This is a genomic window from Gordonia liuliyuniae, from assembly GCF_021738805.1.
Lineage (GTDB): Bacteria > Actinomycetota > Actinomycetes > Mycobacteriales > Mycobacteriaceae > Gordonia > Gordonia liuliyuniae.
This window is the reverse complement of the sequence record NZ_JAKKOR010000010.1, coordinates 14,298-34,960: the sequence shown is the minus strand read 5'-3', so window position 1 is coordinate 34,960 and position 20,663 is coordinate 14,298. Positions and strand designations below refer to the sequence as shown.

General features: G+C 68.9%; 20 protein-coding genes. 12 read left to right on the top strand and 8 right to left on the bottom strand.

All coding sequences use genetic code 11. The features are described 5' to 3' along the window. Positions 1–476: 476 nt before the first annotated feature. The 3 genes from L5G33_RS13960 to L5G33_RS13950 are packed head-to-tail and all read right to left on the bottom strand — an operon-like array spanning position 477 to position 4,041. Positions 477–1,727 (bottom strand): glycosyltransferase family 4 protein, encoded by a 1,251-nt coding sequence (locus L5G33_RS13960; protein WP_236998804.1) that lies wholly within the window; start codon positions 1,725–1,727, stop codon positions 477–479. A gap of 8 nt (positions 1,728–1,735) precedes the next feature. Then, a complete protein-coding gene (locus L5G33_RS13955) occupies positions 1,736–3,259 on the bottom strand; it encodes a 1,4-alpha-glucan branching protein domain-containing protein (protein ID WP_236998801.1) in 1,524 nt (507 codons plus the stop codon). 14 nt (positions 3,260–3,273) lie between these two features. Then, positions 3,274–4,041, bottom strand: a complete 768-nt coding sequence (locus L5G33_RS13950) for a class I SAM-dependent methyltransferase (RefSeq protein ID WP_236998800.1) — start codon at positions 4,039–4,041, stop codon at positions 3,274–3,276. 167 nt (positions 4,042–4,208) lie between these two features. Between L5G33_RS13950 and L5G33_RS13945 the strand changes: the two genes are divergently transcribed. The 7 genes from L5G33_RS13945 to L5G33_RS13915 all read left to right on the top strand — a co-directional run bounded on the left by L5G33_RS13945 (position 4,209) and on the right by L5G33_RS13915 (position 11,217). Continuing rightward, a complete protein-coding gene (locus L5G33_RS13945) occupies positions 4,209–4,994 on the top strand; it encodes an electron transfer flavoprotein subunit beta/FixA family protein (RefSeq protein WP_236998799.1) in 786 nt (261 codons plus the stop codon). A gap of 48 nt (positions 4,995–5,042) precedes the next feature. Further along, on the top strand, positions 5,043–5,999 hold the full coding sequence (locus L5G33_RS13940) for an electron transfer flavoprotein subunit alpha/FixB family protein (RefSeq protein WP_236998798.1): 957 nt from the start codon (positions 5,043–5,045) through the stop codon (positions 5,997–5,999). A gap of 181 nt (positions 6,000–6,180) precedes the next feature. Further along, entirely contained in the window at positions 6,181–6,987 is an 807-nt protein-coding gene (locus L5G33_RS13935) for a GNAT family N-acetyltransferase (RefSeq protein WP_236998797.1), read from the top strand. A gap of 5 nt (positions 6,988–6,992) precedes the next feature. Beyond that, complete coding sequence (locus L5G33_RS13930) at positions 6,993–7,841, top strand: lysophospholipid acyltransferase family protein (RefSeq protein ID WP_236998803.1); 849 nt, start codon at positions 6,993–6,995, stop codon at positions 7,839–7,841. A gap of 27 nt (positions 7,842–7,868) precedes the next feature. Further along, entirely contained in the window at positions 7,869–9,092 is a 1,224-nt protein-coding gene (locus tag L5G33_RS13925; protein WP_236998796.1) for a cysteine desulfurase family protein, read from the top strand. Next, positions 9,092–10,195, top strand: coding sequence for a tRNA 2-thiouridine(34) synthase MnmA (mnmA, locus tag L5G33_RS13920; RefSeq protein WP_236998795.1), 1,104 nt, complete (start codon positions 9,092–9,094; stop codon positions 10,193–10,195). The genes L5G33_RS13925 and mnmA overlap by 1 nt, the downstream gene beginning before the upstream one ends. Then, positions 10,192–11,217 (top strand): uroporphyrinogen decarboxylase/cobalamine-independent methonine synthase family protein, encoded by a 1,026-nt coding sequence (locus L5G33_RS13915; protein WP_236998794.1) that lies wholly within the window; start codon positions 10,192–10,194, stop codon positions 11,215–11,217. Before mnmA ends, L5G33_RS13915 begins: the two co-directional genes overlap by 4 nt. A gap of 39 nt (positions 11,218–11,256) precedes the next feature. Here L5G33_RS13915 and L5G33_RS13910 read toward each other — a convergent pair whose 3' ends face one another. Continuing rightward, positions 11,257–11,655 carry an MmcQ/YjbR family DNA-binding protein gene (locus L5G33_RS13910; protein ID WP_236998793.1) on the bottom strand — a complete coding sequence of 133 codons (399 nt, stop codon included), beginning with the start codon at positions 11,653–11,655 and terminating at the stop codon, positions 11,257–11,259. A gap of 44 nt (positions 11,656–11,699) precedes the next feature. Here L5G33_RS13910 and ligA point away from each other — a divergent pair, with 44 nt between their 5' ends. Continuing rightward, on the top strand, positions 11,700–13,790 hold the full coding sequence (gene ligA, locus L5G33_RS13905; RefSeq protein WP_236998792.1) for an NAD-dependent DNA ligase LigA: 2,091 nt from the start codon (positions 11,700–11,702) through the stop codon (positions 13,788–13,790). A gap of 7 nt (positions 13,791–13,797) precedes the next feature. Here ligA and L5G33_RS13900 read toward each other — a convergent pair whose 3' ends face one another. Together L5G33_RS13900 and L5G33_RS13895 are read right to left on the bottom strand one after the other, a co-directional pair. Further along, positions 13,798–14,460 (bottom strand): ACT domain-containing protein, encoded by a 663-nt coding sequence (locus tag L5G33_RS13900; RefSeq protein ID WP_236998791.1) that lies wholly within the window; start codon positions 14,458–14,460, stop codon positions 13,798–13,800. A gap of 6 nt (positions 14,461–14,466) precedes the next feature. Beyond that, complete coding sequence (locus tag L5G33_RS13895; protein WP_236998790.1) at positions 14,467–14,844, bottom strand: YbjQ family protein; 378 nt, start codon at positions 14,842–14,844, stop codon at positions 14,467–14,469. Positions 14,845–14,963: 119 nt separating this feature from the next. On the opposite strand from L5G33_RS13895, the gene gatC reads away from it, so the two are divergent. After that, complete coding sequence (gene gatC / locus L5G33_RS13890) at positions 14,964–15,287, top strand: Asp-tRNA(Asn)/Glu-tRNA(Gln) amidotransferase subunit GatC (protein ID WP_236998789.1); 324 nt, start codon at positions 14,964–14,966, stop codon at positions 15,285–15,287. Then, positions 15,288–16,787 carry an Asp-tRNA(Asn)/Glu-tRNA(Gln) amidotransferase subunit GatA gene (gene gatA, locus L5G33_RS13885; protein ID WP_236998788.1) on the top strand — a complete coding sequence of 500 codons (1,500 nt, stop codon included), beginning with the start codon at positions 15,288–15,290 and terminating at the stop codon, positions 16,785–16,787. Here gatA and L5G33_RS13880 read toward each other — a convergent pair. After that, positions 16,757–17,953, bottom strand: coding sequence for an alpha/beta-hydrolase family protein (locus tag L5G33_RS13880; RefSeq protein WP_236998787.1), 1,197 nt, complete (start codon positions 17,951–17,953; stop codon positions 16,757–16,759). The genes gatA and L5G33_RS13880 overlap by 31 nt on opposite strands. Beyond that, positions 17,950–18,570 carry a hypothetical protein gene (locus L5G33_RS13875; protein WP_236998786.1) on the bottom strand — a complete coding sequence of 207 codons (621 nt, stop codon included), beginning with the start codon at positions 18,568–18,570 and terminating at the stop codon, positions 17,950–17,952. The genes L5G33_RS13880 and L5G33_RS13875 overlap by 4 nt, the downstream gene beginning before the upstream one ends. A gap of 164 nt (positions 18,571–18,734) precedes the next feature. Here L5G33_RS13875 and L5G33_RS13870 point away from each other — a divergent pair, with 164 nt between their 5' ends. Continuing rightward, a complete protein-coding gene (locus tag L5G33_RS13870) occupies positions 18,735–20,006 on the top strand; it encodes a sensor histidine kinase (protein WP_236998785.1) in 1,272 nt (423 codons plus the stop codon). A gap of 10 nt (positions 20,007–20,016) precedes the next feature. Continuing rightward, positions 20,017–20,658: a response regulator gene (locus L5G33_RS13865; protein WP_236998784.1), complete on the top strand. Its 642-nt coding sequence runs from the start codon at positions 20,017–20,019 to the stop codon at positions 20,656–20,658. The last annotated feature ends 5 nt before the right edge of the window (positions 20,659–20,663 follow it).

Sequence of the window (20,663 nt, the reverse complement as noted above, 5' to 3'; positions counted from 1 at the left end):
TGTTTGACATTTCGATAGCGCGCCGCAGTCTCGGCGAACCCGTTTCAAGACTGCTCGTTCCTCGGGGGAGAGTGCGAGCCGCGGGCAGACTGCGGCGGCCTGTGTGGCCCGGGTGGTGTCTCGGCGCCGTGTCGCTGTACCTGCGCTGCCGACTGGACCGCGCGAGCCGGGTCGGTGCCGAGGATCCCGATCAGATCCCGGCCGCAGAGAATCCAGTGCTGAACGAGATGTCGCTGATCACCGGTGAGGACGGGCGGATCGTGTCCACGATCGGCGTGGATGTGGTGACCGGGGAGGAGTTGTATGCCGCACTCGATCCGCTGTGTCGGCCGGTCCCCTTACCGGACGGGTCACCGGACCCTCGGTCGGGCGGCCAACGTCGCGCGGATGCTTTCGGGCAGATCATCCGGACGTATCTGTCAGGGGCGGAGCGTCAGCCGCCTGACCACGAACCGGGAGAGGGGCTCGGCCGACGACTAACCGTCGACATTCGGGTCTCGGTCCGGCATCGGCCGGAGCGGAATCTCCGGGCGCGGACGTGCCACGCGCTCGCGCCGATGCGCCGCCTCGTACACCGCTGCCGTCCGCTGGGCGACGACGTGCCAGGTGAACTCCTCAGTGAGGCGGTCGGCGGCGCGCTGGGCGCGTGCCGCCGCGACCTGGGGGCGGTCGAGCGCGTCGCAGACGGCGTCCGCGAGACCCACCGGATCGAACGGTTCGAACGTCCAACCGCTGTCGCCGTCGGTGACCGCCTCCCCGAGACCTCCCGCGGTCGACGTGACGAGCGGGATGCCGGTCGCGGCGGCTTCGAGCGCGACTATTCCGAACGGCTCGTAGCGGCTGGGCAGGACGATCGCGTCGCACCGGTGCATCAACGCGACGAGTTGGTCGTGATTCATCCTGCCGAGAAATGTGACGGCGGCTACCACATCGTGGCTGCGGGCGAGTTCGTGCAGCCAGCCGAGCTGAGTGCCCTCGCCCGCGATCCGCACCGTGGTGCCCGGGTGTGCGCGACGGATCACCGGCAGCGCCGCGATCAGGTCCTGCACGCCCTTCTCGTATTCGAGCCGTCCGGCGAACAACAGCTCGGGCGGGCCCGCATGCGCGGTGCGCGGTGCGAAGCTCCACGCGTCGACATCGATGCCGTTGTGGATCACCGTGATCGGCGCAAGGTCGGGACCGAACAGGCGGGTCGCCTCCTCGCGCATCGACGCCGAGCACGTGATGAGCGAGTCGGCGTCGCCCGCGAGCCACGCCTCGACCGAATGCACCTGGCGGTTCACGTGGCCTGCGACCCAGCCGCTGTGTCTGCCCGCTTCCGTCGCGTGCAGGGTCGCGACGAGCGGGACGTCGAAGAACTCGGCGAGGGCAACCGCCGGATGCGCCACCAGCCAGTCGTGGGCGTGGACGACATCCGGCGTCCAGCCGTGGCCGAGGAGCCGCAGCCCGGCGCGGATGAAGCCGTGCCCCATCGCCAGCGTCCACGCCATCATGTCGACACCGAAATCGAACTCAGGCGGGTCCTCGGCGACGGCAATGACGCGCACCCCGTTCACGACGACGTCCGTCGTGGGATGTGTCGACGCGTCGGTGCCCGACGGGCGACGCGTGAGGACGGTGACGTCGATGCCGAGGTCGGCGAGCGCTTCGGCGAGATGGTGGACGTGCCTGCCGAGGCCGCCGACGACGACAGGCGGGTACTCCCACGAGACCATGAGGACCTTCACCGGCGCGTTCACCGCTCCTCCACGCGTCGCGCGTCGAGCGCGCCGAACAGGTTGTCGGCGTTCCTCCACCCACGAGCCAGGCGAAGAGCCTGTTCCTCACGGCCGGCGTCGGACGCCGCGCAGATCTCTCGAGTGGCGTGTGCATGCTTGTAGGCGCGGTCGTGGGCGTAGCCTGCCGCGGTGTCCTTGGACACCATGAACGGCCAGTCCGACTGGACGGTCATCAGGGTCTCGCGCAGAAGCTGGTCGGCGGCTTCGTCGCGGGGCCGCGGGTCGGGGGCGGACGACGCCCGTTTGTCGAGGCTGTCCAGCGCGGTCGCAGTGACCTCCCCGTTCAACTGCACCAGATGCTGCACCTGCGGTCCTTCCCAGACTCGCCAGTCCTTGCCCGAACCCCACGACGAGTCGGAGAGCTCCACCGGCTCGCCGACGTAGCCGTCGCGCCGAGCGGTGTCCAGCGTGCCGACGGTGACCCCGGCCTCGGGTAGCCGCCGCAGCAGACGCTCCAACCAGATCGGCCCCTCGTGCCACCAGTGCCCATACAGTTCGGTGTCGAAGGCCGCGACCACCAGCGCCGGCCGACCGATGCGGTCAGATTCGGAGATCAGACGGTCGCGCACTGCGCCGACGAAGTCATCGACGTGTTTGTCGAGCGCCGCGTCGACGCGCGCCGGGTCGTACGGCTTCTTAGCGTCGGCGGGCACCGTCTTCCCGGTGACCCGCACCGCCTTGAAACCCGTCTCATGGTCGTACGTGTGGAAGTCGCGGTAGTCGGCGTGCCCGGGATAGCCGGACTTGGGCGACCACACCCGGTAACTGACGGTCAGGTCCCGGCCGAAGGCGACGATGTCGCTGTCACCGACGGGACGTCCGAGCGCTGTGTCGCCGTGCAGCGTCGGACCGTCGACCATGAAGTGCCTGACCCCCGCAGTGGCGTACTCGACCTCCATGCCCGGCGTGTACGCGCACTCGGGCGCCCAGATGCCCGACGGTGTCGACCCCCACCGCAGTCGCGCATCCGCGAGCCCCTCACGCAAGGACAGACGACGCAGACGTGGGTCGAGAAGCGGTTGGAACGGGTGGGCGAGCGGCCCGCCGAGCAATTCCATTACGCCCGAGGAGACGAGAGAGCGGATCTGCGGGCTGCCGCCGTGCCGCCAATGCGTCTCGAAGTCGGTGAGCGCTGCCGCGGCCGCACGGAATTCCCGTGTACCGGACTCTGCGCGGTCCCGGTCGCGAGACGTCGCAGCCTCGATCGCGCGCAACTGCCAGTCGGCGAGCCACTCGTACATGGAGGCGCCCGCGTACGGGTCGTCGAGCTGGGCGGCGAGTACCGGGGTGATGCCGAGTGAGAGCTGATCGGTGAATCCGTCGGCGGCAAGACGCCTCAGCACCCCGAACACCGGGAGGTAGCTGTCGGCCCACGACTGGTAGAGCCACTCCTCACCGACCGGCCACCGCCCGTGATTCGGCAGCCACGGCAGATGCGAGTGCAGGACGAGGGTGAACTGGCCGGGTACGCGGTCGGTCATCGTCGCCTCGGGGTTCAGTAGCGCGCGGCGACGGCCAGCAGGTCGAGGCTGGCGTCGATGTCGGCGTCCGTGGACCGGTGGATGTCGAAGTCGGCGACCGTGATGCCCGCGACGTCGTCGACCAACTCGTCCGGCCACGGTTCACCCGCGAGAGCACGGTCGATCTGCGCGTCGATGATCGAACCGCCCCACTTGGCGTCCAACTCCTGCAGTCGTGCGCCGTGGTAGACGCCGAGCATCGCGACGATGTCGAAACCGTCGTCCGACAGCAGTTCGGTGAGGTCGCTCGCAGACAGTTCACGAGTGTGGAACGGGTTGAGCGGAGTGTCGCGGCCGGGCGAGAAGGTGATCCGATTCGGGGTGCTCATGAACAGTTCACCGCTTCCGCGCAGCACCCGGTGGCATTCGCGGACGAACTCACTCTGATCCCAGAGATGCTCGACGACCTGGAAGTTCACGATGGTGTCGACGGAATTGTCGTCGATCGGGAGGTCGATCAGGTTGCCTTGGTGCACGGTGAGCTCCGGGTACGCGCGTCGCGTGTGGGCGACCGCCTGCTCGTCGTAGTCGACACAGGTGACCGACCGCGCGGCCTGCGCGATCATCGACGCGCCGTACCCTTCACCCGATCCGGCCTCGAGGACGTCGCGGCCCGCGCAGCGCCGCAGAATGTATTCGTAGGCCACCTCGTGGCGCCGGAACCAGTAGTTCTCGGCGGGAATTCCCGGGACGGTTCGCTCGCCGGTGAGGGCGAGTTGATCGGCGGCCTGCGGTTCGCTCATTTGCACGAGGGTAGTGGAACGAATTCTCTCCACTTGCACCGCGCCGTCCGCTCGTATGAGGGACGCCACGTTCTGTGGCGCGGTGTACAGCGGCTAAGGTGATAATGACCCAGGGCCTTACCCGCCGGTAAGTTGCCGAACCCGACGCAGGAGGTCGACGCAGACCCATGACGAATATTGTCGTTCTGATCAAGCAGGTTCCCGACACCTGGTCCGAGCGAAAGCTCGCCGACGGCGACTTCACGCTGGACCGCGAGGCTGCGGACGCTGTTCTCGATGAGATCAATGAGCGCGCGGTCGAGGAAGCACTGCAGATTAAGGAGCGCGACGGCGGCGAGGTGACCCTCCTGTCGGTCGGTCCCGACCGCGCGACCGACGCGATCCGCAAGGCGCTCTCGATGGGTGCCGACAAGGCGATCCACATCAAGGACGATCTGGTGCACGGCTCGGACGCCGTCCAGACCGCCTATGTCATCGCCAGCGCCCTCGGCACCGTCGAAGGCGTCGAGATGGTCATCGCAGGCAACGAGGCGACCGACGGTCGCGTCGGCGCCGTCCCGGCGATGGTCGCCGAATACCTGGAGCTCCCGCACCTGACGCACCTGCGCAAGCTGGAGGTCGAAGGCGAGACGCTGCGCGGCGAGCGCGAGACCGACGAGGGCATCTTCCACGTCGAGGCCACGCTGCCCGCGATCGTCTCGGTCAACGAGAAGATCAACGAGCCGCGCTTCCCGTCCTTCAAGGGCATCATGGCCGCGAAGAAGAAGGAAGTTGCCGTCCTGACCCTCGCCGAGATCGGCGTCGACGCCGACACCGTCGGCCTCGCGAACGCGGGCAGCACCGTCACCGGTGTCACGCCGAAGGCCGCGAAGTCCGCAGGCGAGCGCGTCACCGATGAGGGCGACGGCGGCGTGAAGGTCGCTGAATACCTGGTCGGCCAGAAGATCATCTGATCCCCGCCCCAGTTCCAGCGACTACCAAAGACATTCAGGAGAACAATCATGGCTGAAGTACTCGTGCTCGTCGAGCAGGATACCGAGGGTGGACTGAAGAAGGTCACCAGCGAACTCATCACCGCCGCCCGCGCACTGGGCAGCCCGTCGGCTGTCGTCGTGGCCAAGCCGGGCGCAGGCGCGGCCGTCACCGGCGAACTCGCCGAGGCAGGCGCCGAGAAGATCTACGTCGCGGAGTCGGACGACGTCGCGAACTACCTCGTCTCGCCGAAGGTCGACGTACTGTCGTCGCTCGCCGAGTCGACCGGTGCGGCAGGCGTGCTCGTCGCCGCGACCGCGGACGGCAAGGAAGTCTCGGGCCGTCTCGCCGTTCGTCTCGGATCGGGTCTGCTGACCGACGTCATCGAGGTCCGTGAGGGCGGCGCAGGCGTCCACTCGATCTTCGGTGGCGCATTCACCGTCGACGCCCAGGCCGGCGGCGACACCCCCGTCATCTCGGTCCGCCCGGGCGGCGTCGAGGCCGCACCGGCCGCGGGCGCGGGCGAGGTCGTCAACGTCGACGTTCCGGCACAGGCCGAGAACGCCGTCAAGATCTCCGGATTCGAGCCGAACGTCGGCGGAGACCGCCCGGAGCTGACCGAGGCGTCGATCGTCGTCTCGGGCGGCCGCGGTGTCGGTTCGGCCGACCAGTTCAGCGTCGTCGAGGCCCTCGCGGACTCGCTGGGCGCGGCTGTCGGCGCATCGCGTGCAGCGGTCGACTCCGGCTACTACCCGGGTCAGTTCCAGGTCGGTCAGACCGGTAAGACGGTCTCGCCGCAGCTGTACATCGCGCTGGGCATCTCCGGCGCCATCCAGCACCGCGCGGGCATGCAGACCTCGAAGACGATCATCGCCGTCAACAAGGACGAAGAGGCTCCGATCTTCGAGATCAGCGACTTCGGCATCGTCGGCGACCTGTTCAACGTCGCCCCGCAGCTGACCGAAGAGGTCAACAAGCGCAAGTGATCACGCGCATGTAGAACCACACGACGACGCCCGGCCGGACATTCCCGGCCGGGCGTCGCTGTCTGGAGTATCGCTGTCTGGAGTGTCGCAATCTGGTGTGTCCCCGTCTGTTCACCCGGCGTGCGCGGACACGTCACGCCGCCGTGCCCGGCGGGTTCCGTGCGTCTCGTTGACTGCAGTCATGACAGTGACGAGTTCGGCAAGGCGCACGGTGCTTCTGTCCGGTGGGGACTACGAAGTGGCGATCACCCACGACTCCTACGACATCGACGCGGCGCAACGCATGCGTTTCGACGTGTTCAACAACGAGCCGGGATACTCCGACTCCATCGGTGACGCGGCATCGGGCCGCGACGCAGACGTGTTCGACGAGTATTGCGACCATCTGCTGGTGCGGCACCTGAAGACCGACGCGCTCGTCGGTTGCGCTCGCGTCCTCCCGCCGCCCCGCGCGATCGCCGCGGGCGGCTGGTACTCGGCAGGCGAGTTCGACCTCGCGCAACTCGATCCGATTCGCGGCGAGACCGTCGAGATGGGGCGCGCCGTCGTCGACCCCGCACACCGCAGCGGTTCGGTCACCGCGATGCTGTGGGCCGCACTCCTCGGCTACCTGGAGGACGGCGGCTACCGGTACATGATGGGCTGCGTGTCAGTGCCACTCGACGCTCCGATCGGCCGCGGCCGAGAACTGCGCGGCATCCGTGACCTCGCCCGAGAGAAATACCGCGCGCAGTGGGAGGCGTTCCCGCGCATCCGTGTCGACGTCGACGGCCGGACGCTGGACGACCTGGAGCCTCCGCCCACGCTGCGGCTGCCCGCGCTGCTGCGCGGCTACACGCGACTCGGCGCGCGGGTGTGCGGTGAGCCGGCTTTCGACGAGGTCTTCGACGTCGGTGATTTCCTCACCGTCTTGGATCGGACGCAGGGGGAGGCGCGGTACGTCGATCGTCTGCGCGGCGCGATGGCACGGCTCAAGAGCACGGATTGACCGACGTGAACCAGTGGGTGCCCGTCAGCCCGTGCGGTGTCGACTGCGTGCCGTCGACACCGCGCGCATCGCGTCTACGGATCGGCATGCGGTGCGCCGCATTCGGCCTCGTGGCGGTCCTCGTCCTCGTCGTCGGCCTCGCCACCATCCTGCTGCCGCGTCGCGCCCGGCACGGCTACTGGCGGGCAAGCGCGCGGCTGACTCTGGCGTCGATGGGCGTGCGTCTGGACGTCGACGACCGTCGCCCCCGCCAGGCGAGGCGCGTGCGCGGAGCGTTGATCGTCGCCAACCACATCTCCTTCCTCGACATCGTGGCGATCGCCGCCGTCGCCCCCGCGCGGTTCGTCGCCAAACGAGAGGTGCTGCAGATGTCGGGGTTCGGCTACGTGGCGAGACTGTTCGGCGTGCTGCCGCACGTGCGCGGCGACCTGCGCAGGCTCGCCCCGATGATCGCGCGGGTGGGCGAGATCCTCGACCGCGGCCGAGCGGTCGCGGTGTTCCCCGAAGGCACCACCTGGTGCGGCGGTGCGGCGGGACGGTTCCGTCCGGCGTTCTTCCAGGCAGCCGTCGATGCGGGCGTGCCGGTCCTGCCGCTCCGGTTGGCGTACGCCGAAGCCGGTCGGCCGGCGACGCTCGCCGGATTCATCGGTGACGACACAGTGGGGTCCACCTTCACCCGCATCGTGGCGGCACGCGATCTCACGGTGACGGTCACGGTGTTCGCGCTGCAACTTCCGGTGCCCGACCGGAGAGTGCTCGCGGACGTCTGTGAGGAGCGAATCACCGGACTCGAGCGAGGGCCGGCCACCTGGTCCGGCACCGGCGCGGCGAGGCCGAGGATTTTCTCCCGGTGACTCCCCGCGGCTATCGTGGGACGAGTCATGCCCACACCCCGCCCTTCCGTCTACCTCGACAACGCCGCGTCGACCGCTCTGGTCCCTGCGGCCGCCGAGGCGATGGCTGCGGCCTGGGCTCTTCCCGGGAACGCGTCGTCGCTGCACGGCTCCGGACGGCGAGCGCGCCGCATCCTCGAGGAGTCGCGCGAGTCGATCGCCCGTGACCTGGGAGCACGCCCGTCCGAAGTGATCGTGACCGGCGGCGGCACCGAGGCGGACAACCTCGCGCTCAAGGGGATCTACGCCGCGCGACGGCGTGAGGACGGCCGCCGACGCAAGGTCGTGGTGTCCGCGGTGGAGCATCACGCGGTCCTCGATCCCGCGCAGTGGCTGGCCGACGAGGCAGGCGCCGAACTAGTCGTGTTGCCGGTCGACGAGGCCGGCACGGTGCGTCTCGACGTGCTGCGCGCTCTCTTGGCCGACGACGCCGAGTCGGTCGCGGTGATCTCGGTCATGTGGGCGAACAACGAGGTCGGCACGATCGAGCCGGTGACCGAGGTCGCCGCGCTCGGCGCAGAATACGGTGTGCCCGTTCATTCGGACGCGATCGCCGCAGTCGGACACGTCCCCGTCGATTTCGCGGCGAGCGGCCTGTCAGCGATGAGTGTGGCCGCACACAAGTTCGGCGGTCCGCAGGGCGTCGGGGCACTTCTGCTGCGGCGTGATGTCGCGTGCACGCCATTGCTGCACGGCGGTGGGCACGAACGGGACGTCCGATCGGGCACGCAGGACGTCCCGGGAGTGGCGGGGATGGCTGCGGCGCTGCGCGAGGCCGTCTCGCGTCGGGACGAGCACACCGCGCAGGTCATCAACCTGCGGGACCGGTTGATCGCCGTGCTCACCGCAGGCGGTCACGCGCGCGTCAACGGTGCGCTGGGTACGGGCGCCGGCGGGTCACTCCCCGGCATCGTGCACGTCTCTTTCGACGGCTGCGAAGGCGACTCGCTGCTCATGCTTCTCGATGCCAAGGGCGTCGAGTGCTCCACCGGGTCGGCCTGTACAGCGGGCGTCGCGGCGGCGAGCCACGTGCTGCTGGCCATGGGCATGGACAAGGCGACGGCGCGCGGTTCGCTGCGCTTCTCACTCGCCCACGACAACAACGACGATGATGTGACCGCGGTGGCGCAGGTGATCGACGAGGTCACCGAGCGGGCGCGGGCGGCCGGGACGCTGTCGGTGTCCGGGGCGCCGACAGGAGGGGCACGGTAATGCGAGTACTTGCGGCGATGAGCGGCGGCGTCGATTCGGCGGTGGCTGCCGCGCGCGCGGTCGAGGCCGGCCACGACGTGGTCGGAGTTCACCTGGCGCTGTCGACGGCACCGGGCGCACTGCGCACGGGTTCACGGGGCTGCTGCTCGCGCGAGGACGCCGACGACGCGCGCCGTGCCGCGGACGTTCTCGGCATCCCGTTCTACGTGTGGGACTTCGCGGATCGATTCAAAGAGGACGTGATCGACGAGTTCGTCGCGTCGTACGCTGCAGGGGAGACCCCGAATCCGTGCCTGTCGTGCAACGAGAAGATCAAGTTCTCGGCGCTCGCCGAACGCGCGCAGGCTCTCGGCTTCGACGCGTTGGCCACCGGGCATTACGCGCGGTTGGCGAACGGTGAGTTGCGCCGGGCGGTGGACGCCGACAAAGACCAGTCGTACGTCCTGGCGGTCCTCGACCACGAGCAGCTCGACCGGGCGATGTTCCCGATCGGCGACACCCCGAAACCACAGATCCGCGAAGAGGCCGAACGCCGGGGTCTCGCCGTAGCGAACAAGCCGGACTCGCACGACATCTGCTTCATCCCGTCCGGCGACACCCGGGCATTCCTGGGCGCCCGGATCGGCGTCCGACCCGGCGCGGTCGTCGATTCGTCGACCGGCGAGAAACTCGCCGACCACGACGGCGTCCACGGATTCACGATCGGCCAACGCAAGGGGCTCGGCATCGAGGCTCCCGCGGCCGACGGCGCTCCGCGATATGTGACGGGGATCGACCCGGATTCGGGAACCGTCACCGTCGGCACCGCCGTCGATCTCGACGTGTCGGCGATGACCGCGGTCAAAGCCGTGTGGACGTCGGGGACGACTCCGGACGGACCAGTCGAGTGCACGGTGCAGGTACGCGCGCACGGTGGTCTGGCGCCTGCGGTCGCCACACCGATCGAGGTGGACGGGCGACCGGCGATGCGGATCGAGCTGCGCACCCCGCTGCGCGGTGTGGCACGCGGCCAGGCAGCGGTCCTGTACGCAGCCGACGGCGCCAACGGCGACCTGGTGGTCGGCTGTGCCCGGATCGCGGACACGGTCGAGGCCACCAGGTGACCGGTCGCGTCGAGGGCATGCCCTCGGGGCTGGGCACCGGGATCGGGCCCATGCCGGGAGCGGACCCGGCCGAAGCGGTCCGCATGGTCTCCGGCGAGACCGACTTCGCGTTCCTACCGGAGTTGCCCGCCCGCGGCGTGGGCGCCGACTCGGTCGGGCGCACAGGCGCCGTGTTGATCGACATGCCGTTCGAGGTGGTGCACGACGCCTACCGGATGACGTCGCGTTCCGGTTCGGTGATGCGGCGCGCTCGGGACTTCCTGGCGCGCGACCTCGACGCGGTGGAGGCGCACTGGGACGAGGCGGGACTGATCGGCACCGGTCGTCTCCTGAAAGTGCAGCTGTGCGGTCCGTTCACCTACGGCGCGCGGGTCGAACTGCGCAACGGGCACAAGGTGGTCCGCGACAAGGGTGCTCGACGCGATGTCGTCGCGTCGATGGCGGACGGGCTGGCGGACCACGTCCGGGAGGTGGAGCGTCGCCTCGGCGCTCAGGTCATCGTCCAATTGGACGAGCCGGACTTGGAGCGAGTGCTGGATGGAAGTGTCACGCCGTTGACGAGGCTCGACCCGATACCGCCGGTTCCTGCGCCGCTGATCGCCCAGCGACTCGAGGAGATGGCTGCGGTGATCGGTCGTCCGATGATCCTGCACGGCGGCGATCGACCGCATTCGGAACTGTGCTCGATGCTCGACTCGTACGCGGTGACCGTCGACTTCTCACACCCGCTTCCCGACGGCGAGAAAGACCAGTTGGGCGTGTACCTCGACCAGGGCGGCATCATGCTCGTCGGCGTGGTCCCGCCGTCGCGTCCGCTCGTCGCGCCGCGTGCCGAGGAGATCGCCCAGCGGATGGCCGTCCTGATCGACGAGATCGGTCTTCCTCGAACTGTGCTGCGCGACAACGTCATCGTCACGCCGCACACCGGCCTCGCTGAGGCGTCGCCCGAGTGGGCGGCCGCCGCGCTGCGGATCGCGTCGCGGACGTCCGAGTTGATGGCGCAGGACCCGGACGCCCTGTAGCACGAGGCCCGGTATTGCGAGGCCCTATGTTGCGAGGCCCTATCCGGCGTCGAGTGCCGCGACTGCGCGTTTCGGGGCGATCTGCCGGAACGATGCGTCGAGAAGTTCGGTGACCTCGTTCCAGTCGTCGGCGGTGTCGTGGCGGGCGAGGTCGATGCCCAGCCAGCCGTAGGCTCCGACGTACGCGGGCACGAAGAAACGGTCGTCCTGTACGAGAGCTTCGCGTTCCCCGGGATCCGGGACGAACAGGAGCGCGTTACTCAGCGGCGATTTCGTCTCGCCCTTGCGGGAGCCGCCATATATGGCGAACATCTTGCCGCACCGGAATGTCGGCCGACCGTGTGCGATCTTCTCGGTGGTTTCGGGGAATGCGAGGGCGCGTCGCCGGACCTGCGTGAGGATCTCGTCGGCGTCGTCGAACATGACCGGATGCGGCATTCCGCCAGAATACCGGTGTCGTAGGCCTGCGATAATCTAAATGCGTGACTGATCCCCAGGCTCCTGAACCGCAGGCCCGAGACGCCGATTCTGATGACGCAGCCCGGCAGTGGTCCGAGCTCGCAGACGAAGTCCGTGGGCACCAGTTCCGCTACTACGTGCAGGATGCGCCGGTCGTCAGCGACGGCGAGTTCGACGAGTTGTTCCAGCGACTGATCAGCCTCGAATCGGCGCACCCCGAACTGGCCGTAGCCGACTCGCCGACCAAGCTCGTCGGGGGTGGCTTCTCGACCGACTTCACGTCGGTCGATCACCTCGAGCGGATGATGTCGCTCGACAATGTCTTCGACGCCGACGAGATGCGGGCCTGGGTGTCGCGCACCGAAGCCGACGCCGGCCAGGGCATCGACTTCCTGTGCGAACTCAAGATCGACGGCGTCGCACTGGCGCTGGTCTACGAGAACGGTGCGCTGGTGCGCGGTGTGACGCGTGGCGACGGACGGACCGGCGAAGACGTCACCCTGAACGCGCGCACCATCGTCGGTGTGCCGCATCAGCTGACCGGAACCGCTGAGCGTCCGGTCCCGGCACTGCTCGAAGTCCGCGGCGAGGTCTACTTCCGGCTCGAGGACTTCGCGACGCTCAATGCGTCGCTGGTCGCCGACGGCAAGCCGCCGTTCGCGAACCCGCGCAACTCGGCGGCTGGCTCGCTCCGGCAGAAGAATCCGCAGGTCACCGCGAAGCGTAATCTCCGGATGATCTGCCACGGCATCGGCCGGATCGACGGTTGGCGACCGGAGTCGCTGCACGACGCCTACCTGGCGCTCGCCGAGTGGGGGCTCCCGGTGTCCGCGCACACGCGGAAGGTGACTGGAGCCGACGACGTGCTCGCGGCGGTCGACTACTGGGGCGAGAACCGACACTCGCCGGAGCTCGACCACGAGATCGACGGACTCGTCGTGAAAGTCGACGACGTGACCCTGCAGCGCCGCCTGGGCGCGACCTCACGCGCGCCGCGCTGGGCCATCGCTTACAAGTACCCGCCCGAAGAGGTCACGACGAAGCTGCTCGACATCCTGGTCGGCGTCGGGCGGACCGGACGTGTCACACCGTGGGCGCAGATGGAGCCGGTCACCGTCGCCGGTTCGACGGTGTCGCGTGCGACGCTTCACAACGGTTTCGAGGTGGAGCGCAAGGGCGTTCTCATCGGCGACACGATCACGATCCGTAAGGCGGGTGACGTGATCCCCGAAGTGCTCGGTCCCGTCGTCGACCTGCGAGACGGCACCGAACGGGCCTTCGTGATGCCGACCGACTGCCCGGAGTGCGGCACCGCGCTGGCACCTGCGCGAGAGGGCGACAAGGACATCCGCTGCCCGAATCAGCGCACGTGTCCCGGGCAGCTCCGTGAGCGACTGTTCTACCTCGCGGGCCGCGGTGCGTTCGACATCGAAGCGCTGGGATACGAGGGCGCACAGTCGCTGTTGTCGAGCGGTGTCCTCACTGATGAGGGCGACCTCTTCTCGTTGACCGAGGACGATCTCCTCAAGACCGGGCTGTACACGACGAAGGGCGGCGCGCTGTCGGCCAACGGGCGACGCTTCCTGGAGAATCTCGACAAAGCCAAGCAGGTCCCGCTGTGGCGGGTACTGGTCGCCCTGTCGATCCGTCACTGCGGACCGACGCCGTCGCGGGCCGTCGCCACCGAGTTCGGGTCGCTCGAGCGGATAGCGAACGCCTCCGTCGACGAGCTCGCGAACGTCGACGGACTGGGCCCGACGCGCGCACAGAGCATCCACGACTGGTTCACCATCGACTGGCATCGCGACATCGTCGCGAAGTGGCGTGCCGCGGGAGTCTCGATGGTCGACGAACGCGACGAATCGATCGAGCGCACGCTGGACGGGAAGAGCATCGTCGTCACCGGGTCACTCGTCGACTTCACCCGTGACGGCGCGAAGGAGGCGATCATCGCGCGCGGCGGCAAGGCCTCCGGATCGGTGTCGAAGAAGACCGACTATGTGGTCGTCGGTGACTCGCCCGGCAGCAAAGCGGACAAGGCTGAGCAGCTCGGTGTGCCGGTCCTTGACGAAGACGCGTTCAAGACGCTGTTGGCGACCGGCCGCGCCGAGTGACCGGGCGCTAGGTCGAGGGTGCGTCGACGACAGTGGAGATGATCCCGGTCAGGTAGCCGAGGCGGGCGACCTCCGACGGGCGGAACTCGGGGCCGCCGGTACGGCCCAACAGCAGTGCTTTGGCGCCGTCGCCCATCGGCGCGGCCGCCAACGTCGTGTCCATGTCGCGCCAGACGTCCGGCATCCAGCCGTTGTCGGACCCGAACCCGGCGGCAGCGTCGAGCGGAAGCCAATCGGCCTGCTCCAACGGGGTCTCGGGTGCGCCCGAACTCGCGAACAGGGTGAGCACGTCGATACCGGGTTTCGCGACGACCATCGCCCACGACGCGCGGAGCACGCGCGGCGAATGATCGACGAGCACTTGCAGCCGGTCGGGGCCGCCGGTGGCGACGACGTCGATCAACTCCAGTTCCTGATGGGTATCGAGCACATCGGAGAACGGGCGCAACGATTCGACGCGTACGTCGTGCACGTTCTGCGCGGCGGTGATGAGTGTGTCGGGCAGCGACGTCGGAGGCAGTTCGACGACGATGTCGTCGATCGCGTAGCCCTCACCGCGTTCGATCACTTCGAGCGACCTGATGTCTGCGCCGACCGCACCCAGCTCGACGGCGAGCATGCCGAGACTGCCGGGTCGGTCGGACAGGCGCAGACGGAGTAGGAACGACACCGCCGACTACTGCTGCGGCGGGAGCGGCGCGACCGGCTGGCTCGGCACCGGCGGACCGCCCGCCAACGCACTCACCCCGACCGCGGTCCCGTACGCGCAGACTTCGACGCCACCGCCGCCCGCGTACTCGGTGGTCTCGAACCGGAACGCGAGAACGGCGTTCGCGCCGCGGCCCTGCGCCTCGGCGGCCAACCTGCTCAACGCCTCCTGGCGGCACTCGTGAAGAAGCGTAGTGATGCCGCGTAACTCGCCGCCCGCCAAAGATTTCAGACCAGCACCGATGTTCGACCCGATGTGGCGGGACCGGACCGTGAGGCCGAAGCACTCGCCGAAGACGTGCTCGATCCGGTATCCGGGAAGTTCGTTGGTGGTGACGATGATCATGCCCATCACGCTACGTCGCCCGCGCCGCCGAGGCCACCGCAAATCCGTCCGGGGCTCTCCCATATCCTGGACGGTGCCCATCCCAGGGTCCACCCCGCAGGCGAGAAAGGTACTTCGCGATGCCAACCGAATCGGAGTCCGCACCCTCACCGGCGATCAGCCGAGACGAGGTCGCGCACCTTGCCCGGCTGTCGCGTCTCGCGTTGACCGACGCTGAACTCGATCAGTATGCAGACCAGCTCGACTCGATCCTGACCCACGTCGCGCAGGTCGCCGAGGTGGCCGCCGACGACGTGCCGCCGACAGCTCACCCGGCCGACCTGCAGAATGTGCTGCGGCCCGATGTCGTCGTCCCCGGTCTCACACCGGAGCAGGCGCTGTCGGGTGCGCCCGCCGTCGAACAGGACCGTTTCGCCGTACCGCAGATCCTCGGGGAGGAATAAGTGACCGAGACCAGCACCCGCGCCGCCGGGGAGATCACCGGGCTGTCGGCAGCCGATCTGGGCGCGAAGATCGCGTCCCGCGAGCTGTCGTCAGTCGAGGTGACCCAGGCACACCTGGACCGGATCGCCGAGATCGACGACCAGCTCGGAGCGTTTCTGCATGTCGGGGCGGCTGAAGCGCTCGACGCGGCCCGCGCCGCTGACGAGGCGATCGCCGCCGGGCAGGCGCCGAGCGGGTTGACCGGTGTGCCGATCGCACTCAAGGACGTCTTCACGACGACAGACGCGCCGACCACGTGTGGTTCCAAGATCCTCGAAGGGTGGGTCTCGCCGTACGATGCGACCCTGACCCGTCGGCTCCGTGAGGCCGGCCTCCCGATCCTCGGCAAGACCAACATGGACGAGTTCGCGATGGGCAGTTCCACCGAGAACTCCGCCTACCAGGTGACCCGCAACCCGTGGGACGTCGACCGGATCCCGGGCGGTTCCGGCGGTGGCAGCGCGGCCGCGCTCGCGTCGCACCAGGCTCCGCTCGCGATCGGCACCGACACCGGTGGCTCGATCCGCCAGCCCGCCGCGGTCACCGCGACCGTCGGAGTGAAGCCGACGTACGGGACCGTCTCGCGCTACGGACTCGTCGCGTGCGCGTCGTCGCTCGATCAGGGCGGCCCGTGCGGTCGCACCGTGCTCGACACCGCGCTCCTGCACGAAGTGATCGCCGGACACGATCCGCGCGATTCGACGTCGATCGACGCGCCGATACCCGACGTCGTCGCGGCGGCCCGCGAAGGCGCGAACCGCGACCTGACGGGAGTCCGTATCGGCGTCGTCAAACAGCTGCAGGGCGACGGCTATCAGGCGGGCGTCCTCGAATCGTTCCAGCAGGCGTGTGCGACGCTCACCTCGCTGGGCGCGACAATCGTCGAGGTCGACTGTCCGAGCTTCTCGTACGCGCTCGGCGCGTACTACCTGATCCTGCCGTCCGAGGTGTCGAGCAACCTCGCGCGCTTCGACGCGATGCGGTACGGCATGCGTGTCGGCGACGACGGCACGCACAGCGCCGACGAGGTCATGGCGCTCACCCGCGCCGCCGGATTCGGTCCGGAAGTCAAGCGCCGCATCATGATCGGCACTTACGCCTTGAGTTCGGGCTACTACGACGCCTACTACGGTCAGGCGCAGAAGGTGCGCACGCTGATCGCGCGGGACTTCCAGAAGGCGTACCAGGACGTGGACGTCCTGATCTCGCCGACCACGCCGACGACCGCGTTCAAACTGGGCGAGAAGGTCGACGACCCGCTGGCCATGTACCTGTTCGACCTGTGCACCCTGCCGGTGAATCTGGCTGGAACAGCCGCCATGTCGGTGCCGTCGGGCACCGCGAGCGACGGCGGTGCGGTGCTGCCCGTCGGTCTGCAGATCATGGCGCCCGCCCTCGCCGACGACCGGTTGTACCGGGTCGGCGCCGCCTACGAGGCGGCGCGCGGGCCGGTTGCCTGACAGCCGCCGGGCATCTGAGTAACGGCGAGCCCCTGTTCGACACCGTAGTGGTGCCCGCTGCCGACCGGTCCGTCCAACGAGACAGCCAGGTCGAGCGCAGTCCCGACGAACGACACGACGGGTGTCCATGGCGCCCGAGCGGACGGCGTCGTACCGATGGTGCGGGTGCCGCCCGCGTGGTGGGGCGCCCGCCACAGCAGGGACGCCTGGAAGTCGGCAACCGGGTCGGTGGCGTTCGCGATGCTGACTCGTCGGGCGCACTCCGGTAGCGATTCGACGCTGCCCGCGGGAGCCCCGGACAAGACGGTCCCGGCGACGTCGACGCCGGTGCGGTCGGCCCACGCGCGGGCGGCGTCCGCGCCGATGGCGCCCAGACTCTGTCCGTACAGGTACACGTGCGGAGGATTCGGCAAGGTCGCCGACTGTTCGTCGAGTGCGCGCAGTACTGCGATCGCACTCGCGCCCGCGGTGTCCGGCGAGCGGAGGTACGCCTGCCAGGACGGAACGTTCGAGTACTGCATTGCCAGGAAGCGGACCGACCCGCCGAACCGGCTCACGAAACCGTCGACGGCGCTCGCGTCGATCCACCCGGAGCCGGTCGGCACGGCGACCACCACTGCCGTCTGATCGGGCCCGTCCGATGCCGCCCACGTGTCGACGAGTGCGCGAGCACGGTCGTCGAGCGTGTCGTCGGACAGCATCGAGTACGTCAGCCGCGGATCGTCGGGGATGTTCGGCGCGGCGGCGTTCGCCGTCGCGGCCGGTCCCGCGACGAGGGCGGTGAGGAGAGCTCCGATCGCCAACGCCCGCGCCGGAATAAGGACGACGGCACCCGCGGCTAGCAGCGGAGCCCCCGCGACCGCCGCCGCCCACCCGGGCCCGGGACTCGGTGCGCCGAGGTCCTCGCACACCCGCGTCTGCCACCAGAGCGCCGTCACCAGGAGCCCACCCGCGACGACGGCCGTCCCGACCAGAAGCTCGCGGCTCGCCGTGCGCCCGCGGGTGAACATCGAGACGAGCGCGCCCACACCCATGCCGAGGAGCGCGAACACCGCGCCTGCGACGGCGAGAAGCAGCGCGGGGCGCGGCAACTGGCCAGGCGCCAACGCCAGGGCCCACCCGGCGACGCCGCCGACGACCACCGCGGGATGCACGCGGGCGATCATCGCCGCGTCCCGATCGCCTCGACGACGCGAAGTGTCGTCGTCGACATCATGTCGCCGGTCGACTCGGACGTCGGCGTTCGCCAGTCCTGCCGCCACGAGTTGGCGGTGAGACCGCTGTCGGCGACGGCGGCTGCGACATCGCACAGCGGATTGGTGCACGAGTCGTGCATCGCGTCGACGAGCATCCCGTCGAGTGCGCGCCGTGCCCACTGTGCGACGGTCCTGCCGGTCTTTTCCCCGAAACGGAGCAGGTCGTAGCCGAAGTCGTGTGCGCGACATGCCGGTTCGAATCGTCCCGGCAGCGGAACCGGGGACGAGCACGAGCCGGTCGGGTTCACCGGCCGAGAGTCCTCCAGGACCGGGCGGTACCCCATCGTGGACTCGAATCCCGCGGGTAGGTGAGCCAGGGCGTCGGCCGGCGTCGATCCGACGAGGTCGGCGACAGCGCGGTCGACGTCGCTCACCACTGGGCCCACCCGAGGAGGGGATGCGGCGACCACTGCTGCGACGCCCGCCGCGCCGATGAAGAACAGCGCCAGAATGCTGGTCGCCAAGCCGAGGCATACACGCCGGACAGCACGCCGGACGGGACTTGCAGGAGTGGAGTTCACGGTCATGACATCACCGTCGCAACCCGCGGCACCGACCCGAATCGCCCGCGAAAGCGATTGCGGCCCCGTACGTCTCGGTGACAGACGGGGCCGTTGTCACCCCGTGGTACGGGGCGGTCTCGCTCCTGTGGGGGAGGCGCAGCCGCGTGCTTCGGCCTTACTGTCAAGACGTGAAGAGACTGTTCGGTAAGAAGCGGGCCGGCAAGAGCCGGGCCGGTAGGAGTGTGGCCGGTAGGAGCTTGGACACCGTGCGACGCGTCTCCTTCGACATGGTGCCCGACCCGACGCTGCGTCGATACCTGGGCAGCGTGTGGAACTGGGTCGCAATGGTGGCGGCCGTGACCATGACGGCGGTCACCTGGCCGAACCTCGCGATGTCGAACCCGATGCCCGCGTACCTGCTGCCGCTGTTCGCAGTGGCCGCGTCCGTGCCGATGGCGTTGATCTTCGCCGGGCCGGTCGCAGTCCGGACCGGGTGGGCGATGGTGGTGATCACCGCTTCGGTCGCCAGCCTCGTCCCGCACCCGGACACCGACTTCCCGATGCCGATCCCGATGTTCCTCGTCCTGATCGCGATGACGGTGGCGGCGTTGATCACCCAGCCGTTGGTGAGGTTGCCGCTGGTCGCCGCGATCACCGCGGGCTCATTCGCGATCGGCGTCGGGCCGGGCGCGAAGCTCGGGTGGATCTTCGCGCTGGTAGTCGCGACGATCGGGGTCGCGTTCATCCGCTACCGGTTGTCCTCGCAGAAACAGATCGAAGAACAGGCGATCGAGACCGAGACCGCGCAGGCCAGGGAAGCAGTCCTCGCCGAGCGGACCCGGATCGCGCGGGAACTCCACGACGTCGTCGCCCATCGCATGTCCATGGTGGTCGTCATGTCCCAGACCGCGAAGTACCGACTCGCCGCAGCCGAGGAACCCGAGACCGTGGGGCCTGCGACGGAAGCCGAGTTCACGGCGATCGCCGACGCCGCCCGGCAGTCACTCGACGAAGTCCGGCAGCTTCTCGGTGTCCTGCGGCCCGCGGACTCGCCGTCGACTCGGCCGGTGCAGGGCGTCGGTGACCTGCCCGACCTCATCACTCAGGTCCGGGCGGCGGGCGTCACCGTCGAGTACGCCGACCGAGTGGCCGAGTGGGGCGAACCTGGTGCGGCGGGCGCCGCCGTCTACCGGATCGTGCAGGAGTCGCTCACCAACGCCGCCCGGCACGCACCCGGTTCGAGCATCGTCGTCCGCATGGTCGACGGCGACGGTGCCGCCGTCGTGTCGATCGTCAACGGTCCGCCTGCCGATCCGAATCACGTGTCGCAGCCGGGGGGCGGGCACGGTCTCATCGGAATGGCCGAACGTGCATCGGCCGTCGGCGGCGGACTGACGTCGCAGTCGACGACCGACGGTGGGTTCGCGGTCACCGCGACGATTCCGTTGCGACGTCGATAAGGTGACTCGGGTGAGTGTGACCGTGGTGATCGCGGACGATCAAGCGATGGTGCGCGCCGGGTTCGCGGCGCTGCTCGGGGCAGCGGACGGCGTCTCCGTGCTCGGCGACGCCCAGGACGGGGTCGAGGCTGTCGACGTCTGCAAACGTCTACAGCCCGACGTCGTCCTGATGGACGTGCGGATGCCGCGCCGCGACGGGCTGTGGGCCGCGCAGCAGATCATCTCGAGTGGGTCGTCGACGCGTGTCCTCATGTTGACGACGTTCGACATCGACGACTACGTGTATTCGGCGTTGCGGATCGGTGCGTCGGGTTTCATGTTGAAGGACGCGCCCGCCGACGAACTTGTGCGCGCAGTCCGGGTGGTCGCCGCCGGTGACGCGCTCCTCGCGCCGTCGGTGACCAAACGGTTGATCGCCGATGTCACCTCACGCACGGTGAAGACCGCGTCACCCGCGGTGAACGTATTGACACCGCGCGAACGGGAAGTCCTGGAAACGGTCGCGGACGGTAAGTCGAATGCTGAGATCGCCGTCGCGCTCTTCGTGTCCGAGCAAACCGTCAAGTCACACGTCAGCAATGTGCTGACCAAGTTGGGGCTGCGCGACCGGGCGCAGGCCGTCGTCTTCGCCTACGAGAACGGACTGAAGTAGCGTCA

Coding starts and splice junctions, on each gene's coding strand:
- L5G33_RS13895 (WP_236998790.1), bottom strand. CDS start 14,844: ATGATCATCGTCACCACCAACGAACTTCCCGGATACCGGATCGAGCAC.
- L5G33_RS13950 (WP_236998800.1), bottom strand. CDS start 4,041: ATGAGCGAACCGCAGGCCGCCGATCAACTCGCCCTCACCGGCGAGCGA.
- L5G33_RS13875 (WP_236998786.1), bottom strand. CDS start 18,570: ATGACCGTGAACTCCACTCCTGCAAGTCCCGTCCGGCGTGCTGTCCGG.
- mnmA (WP_236998795.1), top strand. CDS start 9,092: ATGCGAGTACTTGCGGCGATGAGCGGCGGCGTCGATTCGGCGGTGGCT.
- L5G33_RS13940 (WP_236998798.1), top strand. CDS start 5,043: ATGGCTGAAGTACTCGTGCTCGTCGAGCAGGATACCGAGGGTGGACTG.
- L5G33_RS13935 (WP_236998797.1), top strand. CDS start 6,181: ATGACAGTGACGAGTTCGGCAAGGCGCACGGTGCTTCTGTCCGGTGGG.
- gatC (WP_236998789.1), top strand. CDS start 14,964: ATGCCAACCGAATCGGAGTCCGCACCCTCACCGGCGATCAGCCGAGAC.
- L5G33_RS13880 (WP_236998787.1), bottom strand. CDS start 17,953: ATGATCGCCCGCGTGCATCCCGCGGTGGTCGTCGGCGGCGTCGCCGGG.
- L5G33_RS13925 (WP_236998796.1), top strand. CDS start 7,869: ATGCCCACACCCCGCCCTTCCGTCTACCTCGACAACGCCGCGTCGACC.
- L5G33_RS13955 (WP_236998801.1), bottom strand. CDS start 3,259: ATGACCGACCGCGTACCCGGCCAGTTCACCCTCGTCCTGCACTCGCAT.
- L5G33_RS13945 (WP_236998799.1), top strand. CDS start 4,209: ATGACGAATATTGTCGTTCTGATCAAGCAGGTTCCCGACACCTGGTCC.
- L5G33_RS13910 (WP_236998793.1), bottom strand. CDS start 11,655: ATGCCGCATCCGGTCATGTTCGACGACGCCGACGAGATCCTCACGCAG.